At 64.7% G+C, this 15,765-nt stretch carries 18 protein-coding genes; 9 read left to right on the plus strand and 9 right to left on the minus strand.

The window, feature by feature from the left end:
• Positions 1–8: 8 nt before the first annotated feature.
• Positions 9–2,171, plus strand: coding sequence for a hypothetical protein (locus ACWD4B_RS16685; RefSeq protein WP_451421413.1), 2,163 nt, complete (start codon positions 9–11; stop codon positions 2,169–2,171).
• Between the two features lie 446 nt (positions 2,172–2,617).
• On the opposite strand, the gene ACWD4B_RS16690 is transcribed toward ACWD4B_RS16685, so the two are convergent.
• Positions 2,618–2,935 carry a hypothetical protein gene (locus ACWD4B_RS16690; protein WP_451421414.1) on the minus strand — a complete coding sequence of 106 codons (318 nt, stop codon included), beginning with the start codon at positions 2,933–2,935 and terminating at the stop codon, positions 2,618–2,620.
• Between the two features lie 450 nt (positions 2,936–3,385).
• Positions 3,386–3,820, minus strand: a complete 435-nt coding sequence (locus ACWD4B_RS16695; RefSeq protein ID WP_451421415.1) for a hypothetical protein — start codon at positions 3,818–3,820, stop codon at positions 3,386–3,388.
• 294 nt (positions 3,821–4,114) lie between these two features.
• On the opposite strand from ACWD4B_RS16695, the gene ACWD4B_RS16700 reads away from it, so the two are divergent.
• Genes ACWD4B_RS16700 through ACWD4B_RS16720 form a run of 5 tightly spaced genes read left to right on the plus strand, consistent with a single transcriptional unit; the run spans position 4,115 to position 7,594 of the window.
• On the plus strand, positions 4,115–4,669 hold the full coding sequence (locus ACWD4B_RS16700; RefSeq protein WP_451421416.1) for a M55 family metallopeptidase: 555 nt from the start codon (positions 4,115–4,117) through the stop codon (positions 4,667–4,669).
• 36 nt (positions 4,670–4,705) lie between these two features.
• Positions 4,706–5,176 carry a hypothetical protein gene (locus ACWD4B_RS16705; protein WP_451421417.1) on the plus strand — a complete coding sequence of 157 codons (471 nt, stop codon included), beginning with the start codon at positions 4,706–4,708 and terminating at the stop codon, positions 5,174–5,176.
• A 38-nt stretch (positions 5,177–5,214) separates the two neighbouring features.
• Positions 5,215–6,522, plus strand: a complete 1,308-nt coding sequence (locus tag ACWD4B_RS16710) for a hypothetical protein (RefSeq protein ID WP_451421418.1) — start codon at positions 5,215–5,217, stop codon at positions 6,520–6,522.
• Entirely contained in the window at positions 6,522–7,049 is a 528-nt protein-coding gene (locus ACWD4B_RS16715; RefSeq protein ID WP_451421419.1) for a hypothetical protein, read from the plus strand. The genes ACWD4B_RS16710 and ACWD4B_RS16715 overlap by 1 nt, the downstream gene beginning before the upstream one ends.
• 23 nt (positions 7,050–7,072) lie before the next feature.
• Complete coding sequence (locus ACWD4B_RS16720; protein ID WP_451421420.1) at positions 7,073–7,594, plus strand: hypothetical protein; 522 nt, start codon at positions 7,073–7,075, stop codon at positions 7,592–7,594.
• Positions 7,595–7,824: 230 nt separating this feature from the next.
• Here ACWD4B_RS16720 and ACWD4B_RS16725 read toward each other — a convergent pair whose 3' ends face one another.
• On the minus strand, positions 7,825–8,613 hold the full coding sequence (locus ACWD4B_RS16725; protein WP_451421421.1) for an ATP-binding protein: 789 nt from the start codon (positions 8,611–8,613) through the stop codon (positions 7,825–7,827).
• On the opposite strand from ACWD4B_RS16725, the gene ACWD4B_RS16730 reads away from it, so the two are divergent.
• Positions 8,507–9,388 carry a helix-turn-helix domain-containing protein gene (locus ACWD4B_RS16730; protein WP_451421422.1) on the plus strand — a complete coding sequence of 294 codons (882 nt, stop codon included), beginning with the start codon at positions 8,507–8,509 and terminating at the stop codon, positions 9,386–9,388. The two genes, ACWD4B_RS16725 and ACWD4B_RS16730, sit on opposite strands and share 107 nt — an antisense overlap.
• Positions 9,389–9,396: 8 nt before the next feature.
• The gene (locus tag ACWD4B_RS16735) at positions 9,397–9,606 is read left to right on the plus strand and encodes a DUF397 domain-containing protein (RefSeq protein WP_451421423.1); all 210 of its coding nucleotides are present in this window, start codon (positions 9,397–9,399) and stop codon (positions 9,604–9,606) included.
• Positions 9,607–9,796: 190 nt separating this feature from the next.
• On the opposite strand, the gene ACWD4B_RS16740 is transcribed toward ACWD4B_RS16735, so the two are convergent.
• The 5 genes from ACWD4B_RS16740 to ACWD4B_RS16760 all read right to left on the minus strand — a co-directional run bounded on the left by ACWD4B_RS16740 (position 9,797) and on the right by ACWD4B_RS16760 (position 13,847).
• A complete protein-coding gene (locus ACWD4B_RS16740) occupies positions 9,797–10,081 on the minus strand; it encodes a WXG100 family type VII secretion target (RefSeq protein ID WP_451421424.1) in 285 nt (94 codons plus the stop codon).
• A 51-nt stretch (positions 10,082–10,132) separates the two neighbouring features.
• On the minus strand, positions 10,133–10,522 hold the full coding sequence (locus tag ACWD4B_RS16745) for a WXG100 family type VII secretion target (RefSeq protein ID WP_451421425.1): 390 nt from the start codon (positions 10,520–10,522) through the stop codon (positions 10,133–10,135).
• A gap of 109 nt (positions 10,523–10,631) precedes the next feature.
• On the minus strand, positions 10,632–11,843 hold the full coding sequence (locus tag ACWD4B_RS16750) for a S8 family serine peptidase (RefSeq protein ID WP_451421426.1): 1,212 nt from the start codon (positions 11,841–11,843) through the stop codon (positions 10,632–10,634).
• A 35-nt stretch (positions 11,844–11,878) separates the two neighbouring features.
• Positions 11,879–13,408 (minus strand): WXG100 family type VII secretion target, encoded by a 1,530-nt coding sequence (locus tag ACWD4B_RS16755; RefSeq protein ID WP_451421427.1) that lies wholly within the window; start codon positions 13,406–13,408, stop codon positions 11,879–11,881.
• 13 nt (positions 13,409–13,421) lie between these two features.
• A complete protein-coding gene (locus ACWD4B_RS16760) occupies positions 13,422–13,847 on the minus strand; it encodes a hypothetical protein (protein ID WP_451421428.1) in 426 nt (141 codons plus the stop codon).
• A gap of 173 nt (positions 13,848–14,020) precedes the next feature.
• On the opposite strand from ACWD4B_RS16760, the gene ACWD4B_RS16765 reads away from it, so the two are divergent.
• The gene (locus ACWD4B_RS16765) at positions 14,021–14,281 is read left to right on the plus strand and encodes a DUF397 domain-containing protein (RefSeq protein ID WP_451421429.1); all 261 of its coding nucleotides are present in this window, start codon (positions 14,021–14,023) and stop codon (positions 14,279–14,281) included.
• A 51-nt stretch (positions 14,282–14,332) separates the two neighbouring features.
• On the opposite strand, the gene ACWD4B_RS16770 is transcribed toward ACWD4B_RS16765, so the two are convergent.
• Positions 14,333–15,736, minus strand: a complete 1,404-nt coding sequence (locus ACWD4B_RS16770; protein WP_451421430.1) for an outer membrane protein assembly factor BamB family protein — start codon at positions 15,734–15,736, stop codon at positions 14,333–14,335.
• Positions 15,737–15,765: the final 29 nt, after the last annotated feature.

Below are 15,765 nucleotides of genomic sequence, written 5' to 3' on the forward strand. Positions count from 1 at the left end.
ACGAGGCCATGACTGCGGACCTCTCCCTGCTGACCACGGCGGCAGAGAAGTGGGATGCGGCGGCAAAGGACTTCGAAAAGGTCCAGCAGGCGTACGACAGTCAGGTGAAGAGCATCGGCGACGACGGCTCCTGGACCGGCGTGGCGAACCAGTTCGCCAGACCGAACATGCAGCAGACCCACGATCAGTACTCCGCGGCGGTGAAAGAGGCACGTGCAGTCGCCTCTCTGCTGCGGGACGCGCACGCCCAGTTCACGAATCTTCGAGGCAAGCTGAAGTCGGCGGTTGCCGAGGCCGAGAAGCAGAACATGAAGGTCGGCGGCGATGGGCGCGTCAGGTACACGCTGCGGGACGACCCCACGGCCCGGCACGACCCCGACTACCAGACCCAGATCGCCAAGATCGCCGCGGCGGAATCGTCCTGGGCCCAGCAGATATCAGGGCTCGTCCAGGCCTTCGACGACGCGGATCACGGCGTCAAACTCGCGCTGACGGCGGCTGTCCGGGACGCGGACTTCTTCGACGGAACCGGCGGCAAGGGCTTCAATGCGGGGGCGGAGGGCGACCTCAGAAAGGTGGAGGTTGCGGAGGCCACCCGCCTGGCCAAGCGGCTCAACTCCGGCAAGCACCTGGATGCAGATGAACTGGCCGAGGCACAGTGGCTCTTCCGCGACGTTGCGCAGGACACGAAGTCCAGCCAGACCTTTCTGGACAACATCGGGCCAGACGGCACGATCGAGCTGACGAACAAACTGAACGGTTTGGCGCTCTCCAACGACAAGGCCCGTCACCAGGTCTACGAGAACATGGAAGCCGGCCTGGCCGGCACCGTCTCCACCGCCACCGCGAATGCGAGTTCCTCGTTCTACGACAAGTGGCGGGACGGGCTGCGCAAGGCCGGCTCGAAAAACTTCGGCAGCACCCGGTATCCGTTGTACGGCTACCAGTCGTTCGTAAGCCTGTTGGAGCATCACAACCACTACGGCAAGCAGTTCCTCAACGACCTCGGCGACGACATCATCGGGACCGAGAAGAAGGAACACGGGATCTGGAACCAGTGGCGGAACCGCCCCGGTGCCGAGAGTGACCCGCGCTGGCAGAGTCACCCCGGTATCGGCAACGACCCACTCGACCACCTGCTGGGCGTTATGAGCAAGGACCCCGATGCAGCTACCTCGTTCCTTGACCCCGGGATTGGCGGCAAGAACAGCCGCCTTCAGTATCTGCTCCACGATCGCAGCTGGCCGACGATCACTCTTGATGTCTCCGGCACTCACCTCACCCAGGATGATCCGAGCAACCGAGCCGGCTTGGGATCAGCCATTGAGGCCGCCGCGACCGGACGCGAACCGAACAGCGCGATGGGGAGACCTGGCCCCCACACCGAGGAACAGGCCCGTGTAATGCAGCAAACCATCGGCACGCTGGACGCCGGGCACCAAGGCGACTCGTTACCCGCCAATCTGCGGAAGCCTCTGGGACGAGCCCTCAATGACTACGTCGCAGACACCCATGACATCCTGCACGGGCAGAACGGAACTCAAGGGTCGCAGCACGTCCGAGGGGCCGGCAAAGATTCACACATAGCCAATAGCCTGGCCAGCGTGACTCGCGTGCTGAGGGGTGTGTCTGATGATGACGAGACGTACGCCATGCTTTACAGGTCCGAGAATTCATATTCGGCGGACATCCTCTCCCAAGGAATTCACCACGGGGATACGAGCAACGAGATCGGCGACTGGAACCACCGGGCAACAGAAGTGGGAAAAGTGCGCGGCGTCTACAACATGATCGGTGCCGACGTGATTGCCGACAAACGCGACAACAAAGTCACCTGGGTCAACGACATGACCCGCTACGGCTACCACGGGATGGGGGCACTCGCCAACAAGATCCCCGTGGTCGGGGACGAAGCTCAGAGGCTCGTCGATGGACTGACCTACGAATGGTCGAAGGACGCCATAACCGAGGCCAACAACCTTGCCCGGGCAGACAACAGCGCCAACTACGCGTCCGGAATCGACGGCACCTACGAGCTCATCGACATGTGGGCAGACGGCCGAGGAATGGACAGGAACGCCACTGCAGTGAGCAGGATGAGAGACGAAGCCGAGCACGGATACACGGCGGGCCGCGAAGCAGGCTTCAGCGCTCTGAGGCCGCCCGTCTGATGAGCAGCCTCCGCACACTCCCTGCTTGGAAGAAGCTGTGCTTTTGGGGCGCCGCCCTCACTCTCATCACAGGCTGCCTCAACCTGACATGGAACACCAACCTGCTCGGCTCCGGGCAGATGTGTCATGGACTATTGCCCGGAGCACTGACCGAGGACGCCTTCAACCATCCAGGGCGCCTGCACGACTCACCTTTGGGCAGCCCTCCAAGAGGAAACGACACGAAGTTCCTGTGTCAGGTCAAGCTGACCTCCAAACTGATGCCCGGAAGCGACACCAGGTATCTACAAGTCGGTGGCTCCCCGGAGTCTCCTGATTTCCAATTCACGTCCGGAGCATGGCCCTTCCCCGCGAAGATGTCATTCTTCTCCACTGGTGCAACAGGCGCCGTTTCGGATGAATCCGGCTGGGTCTTGCTGCCGGGCTCATGCCAACCGAAGGAGAGCTCAGACGCAAAGAACCATCACGTGTACGTTGTCGAAGGCAGCACTACCGGCGGCAAGATGAAGCGTCTCGGGCTCGCCCGACTCCTCGTAGAAGCCGCGAACCGAGTAGCCCGACAGGCAGGCTGCGCTACTGAAACGTTGGGCGCACCGGCCCAGCTGCAGACTCCAGCCACGACGACCGACACGGACTTTTTCAATGCATGCGGCATCCGGGGCTTCGCCATCAACCACTTCAGCACCTTGACGCCCGGGAACATTCAGGAACGAGCCCAGAAAATGCCAAGTCCCATATGGGCCTGCGATTTGTTGCTCAGCCAAGACCGTTCTCCGTACGCCAGCTTCGCCGTAGTGCGGGATCAGCACCTGGTCTCAGAGATAAGCAAATCGCTGGACCGTACGCAGAGGCCCGTTCCAAACGGCTGGCACGCACGTGGCTTCACTGGCTCAGGGGGCCTTGTTGCCTCATGCGGCGGCAAAGACACGTACTTTGCAGTGAGAATCGGCCCCGGGTACCACGCAACGGCCAACGAGTCGGATGATTCCGGCGATTCCATGTCTCTGCTCCAGTCGTTCGTCAGCGCAGTCGGCAAGAAGATGGGATGTGCCGGCATCGCCCCATAGAGGCGGCTGCACCATCGCGTCCTTGGCGGTGCTCGCCAAGAGCGCCGACTCACGTATCCGCCGCCGAGCAGCCCTGGAGCCGTCAGCCCGGTGCCGTGCGCTTTTGCGTGCGCTCCGCGATATGCATGCACTTGACCTCGCCATACCCTACGCCGAGGTCACAGATTCCGCAGCACCGCTTGCGGGCACCTGGACGCCTCCGACTACATGCTCTGCCGAACCTTTTCGACGCGATACCTGCTTGGCAAGGCAGATCGCCGTAACAACAACGGCTCCTGCCAAGGAGAGCCCTGCGTAACCCAACCGCTGGGTACGGGCCACGGCACAGTCAAAGTTATAGGTCGCGGCTCCGACCTTCTCACGAGGGAAGACAACTGAACCACACTCCAACTTCCAGGTCTGCTTGTCGGAGACTCCGTACGTCTTCTCAAAATTGACGGGCATCAGCAAGGCGAGTACTGCCCCTGCCGCCAGTACAACGAGCAGCCAGATCAGAATCTGATGCGTGCGCCTCTCACGGCTTTCGCGCGTAGCACCCATCGACCCCGGAGCCATCGCTTCGCTCTGCACTTCGCCTGCCACTCCTGCCCCCTCATGATTTCGCCGACCTTACTGCCTGAACAGCGAGACTATCGCGCGACGTGACTCGATAGGCAGCCTGTCGAACCCTTTCAGACCGACAACTGAACGAGGTGGTCAAGTTCACCGCGCTTGGCGGCTTCGATGAAGTTACGCAGACCGTCTCGCGTAGTAATGAGCAAGTCACGGGGACGGGCGGTTTCGCGGAGTATGGGGATACCGTCAACCATATGGCCGATCTGTATGCAAGCGTTCCCGCTGTTCCCACAGAGCGGCTCTAGCCACTGGATCTCGGACATGGTGAACCTCTCAGATCTGCTGAGCGATTTCATGGATGAGCTTGCGCGAATCATGCTCGTCGAGAGCACTGTCCTCCATCTTGTCGAGGAGCCGTTGGTAATTGGCGAGCTACATCGCAGAATCGATGAACACAGATCCGTGAGACGTGTCGAGTGTGACCGTATCGAGGTCGACCACAAGCCCGCACAAGTAGAGGATCGCCTGGCCTGCGCCGACTCGCACGCGAAGATGACCAACCTACGCCCCGATACCCTTGCGGGCCGGGCCCGTTGCCTGTCCGGACGGCACAAGCCCCTCTACATGATGCAGGGACTGGACGCCTCCTTCGACGCCGTCTTCTTCGTCTCGTACCACGGCTCCATGGAGGTTCGCTGCGGCCGTGATGCTGACGTGGGGGATTGCGGAGCGAGCCGGAACGCCCGGCCCCACAGAACCAGGGCGAATGCGCTGGAAGCCACGGTACGCGGCGAGAAAGCGCCGGCGGACAGGAACCACTGGGCGAGGTCTGTAAGGTACACGCCAGGATCCTGTGGTGCGCCCGCTCGGTGCTGAGCAGGTAGGGGCGCAAGCGCGACGGGGGATTTACACATGAGCTCCGGGGGCTCTGCGGAACAGCGGCTGCAGCTCGGCCAGGCGAATGCCGGTGACGTGGGCGGTGGTCAGGGGTCGTTGGCGAGCTCCGCGAGCGACAAGGAGCACGCCGTAACGTTCATGCAGCAGCACCTGCTGCCGGACACCCAGGCCGCCGGCCGCATGGGGGAAGGCGGCAGCAAGGTGCAGCCGCCCCTGGCCGGTTCGGACCCTCTGCAGTCGAGTCTGTTGAAGCCGGACACCGGGTTGCACGGGCTGTCCGCGTGGGCGACGGCCGAGGGCCTGTCGGAAGCGATGTCCCTGTGGCAAGGGCAGGCCAACCGCCTGATGGACCGGCTGCATCGGGAGCTGGACGCGCTGCGCAGCACGAACGCCCTCTTCCTGGGCCAGGACACCGCTATCGGCGCGCAATTCAACTCGACGGGCGTCGGACAGGAACCTTTCCGCAGCCGTCTCGACCGGTACTGACCAGGGGTTCGACCGTGGCACTGCGCTACCAGGACGTGATGACCACCGATCTCTCGCCGCTCTTGGACGTGTCCGAGGCCTGGCAGAAGATGGGCAAGCGCTTCGGCGAGCTGAAGGGCGACTACGAAAAGAACGTGCAACGCGCCCTGGCCAACGGGAAGTGGCAGGGGCAGGCCTTCGCCGCGCATCAGGACAGCTCTGCTGCTACGGCTTCCGAATACGCGGCGGCGCAGAAGGAGGCACTGGCCGTTGCCGGCCTCATCAGGCAGGCGCACACCGAGCTGACCGGGCTGCAGAAGGCCGTGAAGGATCTGGTTGCCGAGGCCGAGGTGCAGGACTTCAAGGTCGACAGCTCGGGGAAGGCCACCTACGTCGGTTTTGAGAAGCTCTCCGCGCAGGATCAGTACGCCCTCCAACACGACCCGGACTACCCGACGCTCGTGGCCCGGGCCCGGCAGGCGGAGCAGGAGTGGACCGACACCATCGCCAGGGCGGTGCATGCCGTGGACGAAGTCGACCAGGGCGTCAAGCGGGCGTTGGGCCGCGCCGCGACCGACGCCTCGGCGGGCGTCGGCGCCTTCAGCGGGTTCAACGCCCATGCCGAGGGCGACTTGAAGAAGGCCGGAGCGCCGGATGTGGTCGCCACGAAGACTGACGGGTGGAAGACCGAGGGCAAGGTTACGGTGACCGGTCCGGCTGTCGGACTTTCCGTCTCCGACGGCCCCAAGTCCGGCAAGGAGGGCTCGGTCAAGGCGTACGCCGACCTCTTCCACATCACCGCGCAAGGATCCGCCTCCAACGGGCCGTTGAAGCTCTCGGGGTCCGCCGACGTCTACGGGGGAGCCAGGGCCTCCGCGAACTACGGTTTCAACGAAAAAGGCGCCGCCGCCAAGGCTGAGGGGTCCGTGGGGCAACGGGCAATGGCCGAGGGCCGGGCCGAGTACGGGCAGGTCGGATATTACGGGCGGGCCGAAGGGTTCGAGGGTGCCGAAGGCGTGCTCAACGCCAAGGCCACCAAAGAGGAGTTCACCGTCGGCGCGAAGGTATTCGCCGGGAAAAAGACCAGCGTAACCGGGGGTTTGGAGGCTGCCGGGATCGGCATCGGCGCCACAGCCGAGGAATGGGAGGGCCCTGGCGAGGAGGCCTGGTGGGGACTCAAGAAAGACGAGGAGACCGGGGTGTGGAAGCTCGGCGGCAAGGCGGGCGCCTCCCCTGGAGAGGGCGCGGGAGTGGGACTCGAGATCACCGTCGACCCACACAAGCTGGTCAAGGCCGCCGACGATGTGGCCGAGGCAGTCGGTGACGCCGCCCGCTCCGTCAAGCACACCGTCACCAGTTGGTTCTGATGCACTTCTCCACGGAAGGACGGCCCGGGGTGGCCATGAAATTGCCGGTGCCGATCGAATTCCGCCTGCGGGAGGGCTGGCTCCCGGCCCGTCCGGAGGGGTTCGACGCCACAGGCGTCGCCTTCGCCGCGGTGTACGCACAGCCCGACGGCGGGTTCACCGCCAACATCACCGTCGACGGCGAATACCGGCCGGACGAAGCGACGTTGGCCGAGCTCGCCGACGAATCGGTGGAGCGCCTGCGCACGATCGCCGAGTTGGTGGTGGTGGCCGACCGCCGTGAAGCCGGCTCCGCCGACGTACCTGCCCTGGCCCAGCATGTGACCTTCTCGGCCGTCGTCGGCGCCGCCCGCCACGACCTCGTGCAATCCCAGGTGTACCTGTCCATGCCGGACACCGAGGAGCCGCACAAGCGCGCAGTGATCCGCCTGGCTCTGACCGCCACCACAGCCCAGCATGAGAGCGTCCTGGGTGATTTCCAAGACTTCGTACGCACGGTGCGCCCGAACACCGGGGCGGGGGCTTAGCGATGGGTAGCCTTCGAAAGAAGATGGACGGCATCCGGGACAAGATGACCGGCACCAAGTACCCCGACAGTGGCGTCACACCACTTCCCGCCATGGAGCTGCGGGATGCACTCCTCGCGATCAACGGCCCGGACGTACCGTTCGTCGTGCGTCACGCCCACTCCGCGGACAAGGCCGACCTGGTGGCCGAGTGGCAGGTCTGGGAGCCCGCCTACGGCTCTTCCTCCTCCCCTAAGCATGTGGAGCGGAAGCTCAAGATCCGAATGCGGTTCGTCCCCTTGAAGCGCGAAGTGCTATCCGTCGACGAGCAGTGGACGGTGACGTGGGCGGGGAACCCAGGCGTATGGGCCGAGTCGCGCGAGTACAGCCGTGGGCAGGTACTCGAGGTTTCTTGGAGGGGAGGTTACGAGCGCGGACCCGACGGCCGTCGACACAAGGTCGAGACGTTCCGCTACGACACGCGGGATATGAAGAACCCTCTGCGGGACGCGGTCCTCGGCGCGGGATGGACCTGGCGCGGAGTGATGCGCATGGGCAAGTGGTGACCGGTCGGTGAATCCCGCGACTGTGCGATGCAGTGGCGCCCCCGGGATGGTTGACTCATCCCGCCGACTGGTACTACCCCAGCCGCGGTCACTGTTGTTCGCCGGTCGGCCTCTTCCGCTGCTTGGCTTGCCGGGCACTTCGTTACGGACGGAGTTCGCCTCGCGGATGAAGCAACGGAAGCGAGGATATGAGACCAGGGAGCAGGCTCTCCGGTCCAGGCGGCCTCCGGTCAGCGCACCAGCGTGAACCAGACTGCCTTGCCGGGCCCAGGTCCGTGTCGGCATACACCCCACTCCTCAGCACAAGCACTGATGAGGAACAGGCCTCTGCCACCCGGTTCGACGGAAGTGGGTTGTCGTCGGCTCGGGACACCTGGGGCGCCGTCGTGGACGAGTACGTGGAGCGCCCCGCCGGGGGCCCAGTCGGCGTGAAGGCTGATGGGCGCCGAACAGCCGCTGCGGCGGCAGGCGTTGACCGCATTCGTCACGACCTCCGACGTGAGCAGCAGCGCGAGATCGATGAGGTCGTCGCGATGAGCGGCAGTGAGGGCCGTGCGTACGGCTTCCCGGGCGGTGCGGACCCAGGCGGCAGACGGTGGGAAGACGAGGAAGAAGTCGGGGCGGGGGTGGGTGAGGCGTGTGGTGGTGATGGGGCACATAGTGTGGCTCCTCGGGTTCACCGTTGCCCTCCCGGTGGATGCGGTGGCGGTGCCGCGCCCGGACGGCAAGCGGGCGCGGTGCACTTCCGGCTTATGGGCCGGGTAGGGCGGTTCGTCTTCGACGCTAGGGATGTGGTTGCGTAAGTTGCAACCTCTTCCCCTGTTCCTCCTTCGGACGAGTGGGACGGGAACGCCTGCGTGGACCACGAGTCGTGGGGCGGGCGAGACTGTGGGCGCCACCAAGGAGGGATGCATGCCACCCAGGAGCCAACCGAGCGAACGGCAGCGGCGGCTGGGCGCCGAGCTGCGGCGGCTGCGTACTCGCGCCGGTCTTTCCGGCGACCAGGCCGCAGCGGTCATCGATGCCGACCGGCAGCGGGTGAGCAACATCGAGTCAGGGCGAGTCGACGTGCCGCGCAACGGGCTGCACAAACTTCTTCGCGCCTACGGCTGTTCCGAAGGCCCTCTCTTCGAGGGGCTCATGATCATGGCGCAAGATCGCGGCAAGGGCTGGTGGGATGCCTACCGTGACGTGATGGGGCTGCCGATCCTCGATCTGGCAGAACTGGAAGCGCGCGCCGGCAGCATCCGTGCTCATGAACTGCTGCTCATCCCCGGCATGCTGCAGACCCCCGACTATGCGCGGGCTGTTTGCGAAACGGCCGACGGCAAGGACGCTCCTGTCGATCGCTATGTCGAGTTCCGCATGGAGCGACAGCGCGTTCTACGGGGCGATTCCCCGGTTGCGTATCACGCCGTGATTCACGAAGGGGCCCTCCACACCCGGGTGGGCAGCCCCAAGGTCATGCATGCTCAGCTTGCCCGGCTTGTTGAAGCAGCCGAGCTTCCCCACGTCACCGTGCAGATCTTCCCGTTCTGCGCAGGACCCCTCTCTGCGGTCAGCCGATCTTTTGCCATCTACGGCGGGTCCACAGCAGAGTTGGACACAGTACGGCTGGAGCAGCCGGTGAGCTCTGCTGTCCTTCGAGAGCGGGAACATGCAGCCAAATATGCAGGGATCTTTGTTGATCTGGCCGAACTGGCACTTCCTCCGATTGACTCGGGGAGCAGCCGTGGGTCTCATGCTCCTCAAGACTCGCTGAGTTTGGTACAGCACCTCCTGCAGAAGCTCTGAAGGATCCCATGCCTGACCTCATATGGTGCAAGTCATCGTTCAGTGGCAGTGGCCAAGACGACTGCATTGAATTGGCTGTTGACCACAACAGAACGGTGCGTCTTCGGGAGAGCGACCGCCCGGCCGGCGTTCTCGCAGTGCGTCCTGCGGTCTTGCATGCCTTGCTCAGACATGTCGCCCGCACCGTGGGCAGCCATCCGGCGGGCGCCGAGTCGTGATCTCCGCGGCTGGGCGCCAGGTGGGGGGGCGTTCAGCTGGTCTGAACGCCGCAGTCGGTGCCTGCTGCAGGATCACCGGCCTGACCGGCATGAAGAGTTGGCTCACCGTGGTTAGCCCACCGTGCCAGCGCGGCACACGCAGGGGAGAGTGGCACACTCCAGCCCACTGTCCCCTGCTCGGTGCCGCTGCTCAGAAGAGCCCAGCAGCCTTACGGTCGGTCTCGCGGTAGGACGTGCTGCCGTGGTCAACCTTCTTGGCGACGTCTTCGAGGACCTGCTGGATGTGCTGGGCACGGGCGTCCCACTGACTCTTGGCAGCCTGCATCATGTCAGCGGCCTCACCCTGCCACCCGTGCGTCACATCGCTGACGGCCTTCCAGAGAGTGTCGAGCTGCTGCTGAACCACATTGGCAGCGGCCGAGATTCCGCCGACGGTGTGCTCCATGCCACCGTAGACAACCTTGATGTCGGACATGCTGTCCCCCACCTTCGTGAAATAGCTTGGTTGATTCTTGTCTTTGGCGCTTCAGTAGAGGTTGAGCTTGCTGTCAAGGCCAGCGCTCAGCCCTGTCTGGTGGCTGTGAGGGGCAAGGTGGCCCCCCGGAGCAGCGCCATTCACGTCGATGGCCCGCATGCTTGCCATGACGTCGCCGTCGTTGGCGTGGGCGGACTTGCGAGTCAGGCTCACTGCCTCGTGAATACCGTCGAGCAGGCGACGCAGTGCGTCATGGTCCTCGTTCAGGGCGTGCTGTGCCTGGACGAATGCATCGGCGGCCTGCCCTTGCCATGCCCCCTTGGCGGTGTCGATGACACCGACCAGCGACTTCAGGTTGGCCGAGAGAGCGGCGCTGGCCTCCTTGAGCGTGTTCTCGAACTTGTTGAACGACTCGTCTGAAATCTGCTGAATGTTCGACATGCTTCGCCTTCCCCCATGAGTTACGTACGAGCCGAATTTGTTCGGCTCACCCTTGCCTGACTGATATGGCCATTACATTCGGGCCAAGTTGTGGGCTGTGCTGTCGCGACTAGCGCTGTCCGCGCCGCCGCAGGAACACGATGCCGGTTGCGACCGCGGCGACAACTGCCGCGCCGATGGCGATGCCCGGCCACGGAAAGGCCGTACCGCCTTCATCCTGCTTTGACTCAGCCGCGGAGTCATGGGCCGAACCCGACGGCTTCGCGTCACCGGAGGAAGAGGGCTTCTGCGATGCGGACTGGCTGGCCGCCAGCAGCGGGTTGACGTCCGCAGGGCCCGGGTTGCCTTCGCCGTCCACCAGGACCTTGCGGGGGCGGACGATACCGTAACCGAGGTAGATGCTGGGCACTCCTCCGGTAGCCGGCTTGCCAGCCGTGTCCATCATGACGCGCAGGACCTGATTGTTGGTCCAGTCAGGGTGCTTGGACCAGATCAGGGCTGCGGAGGCGGAGGCGAGGGCCGTGGCCTGGCTCGTTCCCCCGGAGTCACAGAAGCCAGAGGCCTTGGTGCAACGCTCCGGAATATTCTCGCCGGGAGCCGCAAGCGTCACATGGCTTGCACTGTTCGACCACTTTGTGACCTTACGATCCTTGTCGACGGCACTTACTGACACCACTCCAGGAAACGATGCCGGGAAATTTTCAACATTTCCCTTGTCGCCGTCGTTTCCCGCACCAGCAAAGATCAGGCTGCCCTTATCAAGGGCATACTTGACCGCCGCCTCCGTCCTCGTTGAATCGCCAACGAGCCCAGGAGAGATCATTGAAATACTGATCACCCGAGCGCCGTGATCCACCGCGTAGCGAATCGCCCTGTCCCACTTAGAGTCAGAGTCAGTGAATACCTGGTTGCTTTTGCCAGCAACCTTGACCGGCAAGATCTTCGACCCGGGCGCAAGTCCCTGTACGCCACCGTCCGCTCCTGTTCCGGAAATCAGGGTCGCCATGTTCGTGCCGTGTCCATCTTCATCACGATCAGCGCCAGTTGGCCCGCTGGACAGGTCGATGCCGTCCAACACCTGACCCCTGAGCTCAGGAACAGATGCGTCAACGCCGAAGTCGAGAACTGCGACCGTCACACCTTCTCCTCGACTGACTTTCCACATGTCATCCGCCTGCATGGCATCCAAGTGCCACTCCCGCGAGCGCATATCGTCCGCTGTCGCCTGGGGAGCCAGGACGCCGAGCGACACGAGTACGACGCTCGGTGCAGACAACGCAAAAACCGCACGCTGTCGGCCCGTCCTGGTCGTGGGCGACATGAGTCGGTTTCTCCTTGGAATAGCCGGGCAGTGAGTCACTGGATGACGGGTGGGACAGTATCGCGCCGGCCGCCCGACCACGTTTCCTCGTCCTCTGTAAGGTAATCGGGCCTACTGACAGCGCGACGACGGCTACCGCTGCCCCCTGCGGCACCGGAGTGCAGCGGTCCCGGGGTCGGATTCTCGCGCACAAGCCCAGAACCGCCCGGCGTGAAGTCCTCGCGATCTCCGCGCCATGTACGAGGCATGTCTGTGGCACCACCGCGGATGTCGTGCTCCGCCCCGACAATGGTTCCCCGTGGCAGTCTCGACCCTGTCGACGGCAACTGCCCGCTACCGTACGGGCCAGCCACAACACCGCCCGGCTCCCTGGCCAACCTACGGCTCGGTCCGGATCGTTCCGAGCTCGGGACACCAGCAGGCGCACCGGCATGTCCCCCCGCCCCCGCGGGGCCCCGGTTCATCGCACCGGGTTCTTCTCCGACAACCGTCCCACGTGGCAACCGCTGGCCGCCGACATCACCGCCTGACCGTGTCGGCGTGCCGCCGATGATTCCGTCACTTGCACCGGTTCGGGGAATGCCGCCATACCGCGGTACCGAGATACCGCCTTTGGAACTCCCGACCGCATTGGAACCACCCGGCAGTTCGGCTACGGTTCGGCTTGCTCCAGAAGAAGGCATGCCCAGAAGCGGCGCGCTCGGCGTAACGGGCCCTACTGGCCCAGTCCCACCAGCCTGATTCAGGGTGCCCGGTGCCACAGCGTTACCCGACCTCATCCCTGCATTCGATGGCGGGGCAGCAATCCCGGTCGAGTCAATAGCCGTTCCCGCGACACCGTCCGCTCCCGAAGGAAAATGAGGGTGCGCACCAACTACTGCATCGCCCATCACTCCTGCAGACGCACCCACTGCGCTGCCCTGATGTTGCGGCCCGGCGGCATGCGCAGTCCTGGTCGAGTCAGCTGCAACACTGGTCGGAGGAGTGTAAGCGCCGCTGCCTCCCATTCCCTTACCCCCAAAAACTTCCGGTCCGTCGTAGGGTCGTTCCCACTCACCGACACCAATCTCGGCCAGATGAATCGGCCTGAACTCCGGCTCCTCCAACCCAGCCAGCCCCTCATGCGCCACCCGGTAGTAGGAGTCGAGCTTGTTCATCAGGTTGATCGCTTCCTGACGATGCGACTCCGTCACCTTCAGCCGCGCCTGCTCCTTCTCCGGATCGGTCAAGCACTCCGCAGCCGGATCCGGCTTCGGCATGGCCGACTTCACCTCGGACAGGCCGTCGCCGGCCTGGCCGATGTAGCTGCCCGCGAAGACGGTGTAGTCGGCCAACTTGGCGGCCTGCTTGACCATCTCCCCGCCCCACTCGCGGAACGCGTCGCCACCCTCGCCCTGCCACTTGACCCGCTCCACGTGATGCCGCAGCAGGTCGCTGATCGCGTTGAGCTCCATGGACGCTTCGCTCAGCGCCGAGCCCATCTCCGTCAGCTGACTCGGACTGGCATCGGCCACCATCGCGTAGAGCTCGTTGTGGCTGAGTCCGTCGAACTTCCCCGCACTCATCTCTTCGATCCCCCTAGAAGCCGTCGGCCCCGCCGGCATCGCCGGTGTGCTGCTGCGCTGCGCCGCTCTTCGGGCTCCGGTACTGCTTCTGCGTGCTCTCCTGAATCGCCCGCATGCGCGCCGCCTGTTCCGCATCGACACCGTCGTATCCGCGATCGGAGATCAGCGCCGCGAGGCCCACCGCCTCGATCTGGTCCCCGAAGAGCTTCGACAGCTCCTGCAGTCGTCCATGGACCTTGTCGTAGAGCCCAGCAAGATCGTGCGCCGAGTCGAAGCCCCTGCCATAGGCGTCCCTGGAGATCCGGCGATCGCCGATCGCTTTCGGCGACGCCGACGACTTCTCCAGCTTGGCCAAGAGCTCGTCGATGCGCCCCTTGAACGTCGTCAGCGTCTCGGCCTCCTTGGCCAAGTACCCGCCGCCCGAACCCCGGTTGTCCACCCCGTCCCTCCCCATACAGGTGCTACCCAGCACCACCGTCAACTCTAGTCACCCGCAAGGGCGATCCCCCACCACATAACGGCCGAGTCGCCCGAACCCCTGTCCCGCCCCCGCCCCGGTTGCTAGCGTCGGCCCCGCTACCGTCCGTACCGTCGATCGAGGAGCCCCGCGCAGTGGCGACCGAACAGGAAAAAGACGAGCTGTACGCCATGGACATCTCGGGGGTCGAGTGGCTCAGCGCCCCCGACAGCCCGCCCGACATGGCGCGGGTCGAGATTGCCTATCTGCCGGGCGGCGCCGTGGGCATGCGGTCGTCCGAGGATCCCGACACCGTGCTGCGGTACACCGAAGCCGAATGGCGTGCCTTTGTACTCGGCGCGCGGGACGGGGAGTTCGACATCGAGGTGCCGGAGTCCGAGGTGCCGGAGTCCTGAGTCGGCAGAGGCCGGCAGGGGCGTGCCCACCGGCACGCCCCCACAGCCGTGTCAGCCGCGCCCCGTCCGCGCCCCGATCGCCACGATCACATCGTTGTCCTGCGATTCCAGCAGGCCCTCGTTGACCACCAACAGGCGTCCATCACCCAGATACGGGACCGCGCTCTTGCTGTGCGCCAATTGCCATTCGGTCGTCCGGAGGTCCGGAGTGTTGTCCGTGGTGCGGAGTTCCTTGCCCGTCCGCGTTGCCACGCTGATCAGCTTGCCCTCCCGCTCCGGCGTCGCGGCCACGTAGATGCCGGCTTCCTCGGCGTCGGCCGATACCGGGAGTGCGAGCCGGTTCTCGTCCGCCTTGAACGTCCAGCGTTCACGGCCGTTGGACAGGTCGTACGCCGTCGTCGAGCCCTTTCCGGCGACGTACACCGTGTCTCCCGCGACCAGGTATTCCGCGCACCTGCTCATGCTCGATGTGCAGTAGCTGTTCTCATGGTCGTGCTGGAGCTGGATGCGTGCCCGTTCCTTGCCGTCCGTATCGCCCAGGACGATCAGCTGGGTGGGCTTGCCGATGTTCTTGCCGTCCGCGTCGCTCATGAGCAGCACCACGGGTTTGGTCGAGAGGATGTCGGAGATCGTCTGGTTCTCGGGGCCGTCCCATTGCCAGTTGCCCTTTGCCAGCGACTTCAGGTTCTGGGAACGCAACGTCGCCCGGTGTCCGCAGAACCTCTGTGTGAGGAGTTGCGCTCCGCCGGCCGTGCCGACGTCGGTGCACGCGTCCTGCTTTCCCGTGTCGCCGATCAGCTGGCCGTCCGAGAGGCGCACGATGTGGGCGCCCGTGGCCCAGCTGATCAGGCCGTGTCCCTGGCTGACCGACACGGCGAGGTCGGCAGGCCACTTGTCCGGCCTGAAGTTGTCCATTTCGGGATCGTCGGCCTTCAGGAGAACGGTCGGCTGTGTCCACAGCACCTTGCCCCGCCGGATGTCGATGACGGTCATCGCGTCACAGGCGTCCGTGTATCTGAGGGCGAGGAGCACACGGTCCGCGTCGACGTCCCGCGAAGCCGCGCACTGTGTGCCGGGCAGTACCAGGGACCATTTCTTCTCGCCGGTCCTGATGTCGTAGGACGTCACCGTGTCGGGCTCCGCCTTCACCACCGTCGTCTGCGTGAACCAAGTGCCCCACGCATTGCGGGAGTTCTTCGACGGCTCGGTGCTCGGGGGCGTGCTCCATGCCAGGGCTCCCGGTGCTGCACCGGAGCCGCCGGTCTTCGGCGCCGGGCCGTTGCCCGTCCTGCCCCACAGGGCATAGGCGCCGCCGCCCGCGAGCACGAGGAGGATCACCAGGCCGATGACCCAGTACGTGCGCCGTCCCGAGCCGGTCTTCGTGATGCCGGAGTGTGTGAACTGGGACAGCGAAGGCCGCGACGGCGGCGGTCCGTACGGTGGTGGTTGGGACACAGGTACATCTCCGTGTGCGGTGCGGTGCG

It is taken from the genome of Streptomyces sp. NPDC002536 (assembly GCF_053594995.1).

Coding starts and splice junctions, on each gene's coding strand:
- ACWD4B_RS16685 (WP_451421413.1), top strand. CDS start 9: ATGACTGCGGACCTCTCCCTGCTGACCACGGCGGCAGAGAAGTGGGAT.
- ACWD4B_RS16700 (WP_451421416.1), top strand. CDS start 4,115: ATGGTGAACCTCTCAGATCTGCTGAGCGATTTCATGGATGAGCTTGCG.
- ACWD4B_RS16705 (WP_451421417.1), top strand. CDS start 4,706: ATGAGCTCCGGGGGCTCTGCGGAACAGCGGCTGCAGCTCGGCCAGGCG.
- ACWD4B_RS16710 (WP_451421418.1), top strand. CDS start 5,215: ATGACCACCGATCTCTCGCCGCTCTTGGACGTGTCCGAGGCCTGGCAG.
- ACWD4B_RS16715 (WP_451421419.1), top strand. CDS start 6,522: ATGCACTTCTCCACGGAAGGACGGCCCGGGGTGGCCATGAAATTGCCG.
- ACWD4B_RS16720 (WP_451421420.1), top strand. CDS start 7,073: ATGGACGGCATCCGGGACAAGATGACCGGCACCAAGTACCCCGACAGT.
- ACWD4B_RS16730 (WP_451421422.1), top strand. CDS start 8,507: ATGCCACCCAGGAGCCAACCGAGCGAACGGCAGCGGCGGCTGGGCGCC.
- ACWD4B_RS16725 (WP_451421421.1), bottom strand. CDS start 8,613: ATGACCGCTGCGGCCTGGTCGCCGGAAAGACCGGCGCGAGTACGCAGC.
- ACWD4B_RS16735 (WP_451421423.1), top strand. CDS start 9,397: ATGCCTGACCTCATATGGTGCAAGTCATCGTTCAGTGGCAGTGGCCAA.
- ACWD4B_RS16740 (WP_451421424.1), bottom strand. CDS start 10,081: ATGTCCGACATCAAGGTTGTCTACGGTGGCATGGAGCACACCGTCGGC.
- ACWD4B_RS16745 (WP_451421425.1), bottom strand. CDS start 10,522: ATGTCGAACATTCAGCAGATTTCAGACGAGTCGTTCAACAAGTTCGAG.
- ACWD4B_RS16750 (WP_451421426.1), bottom strand. CDS start 11,843: ATGTCGCCCACGACCAGGACGGGCCGACAGCGTGCGGTTTTTGCGTTG.
- ACWD4B_RS16755 (WP_451421427.1), bottom strand. CDS start 13,408: ATGAGTGCGGGGAAGTTCGACGGACTCAGCCACAACGAGCTCTACGCG.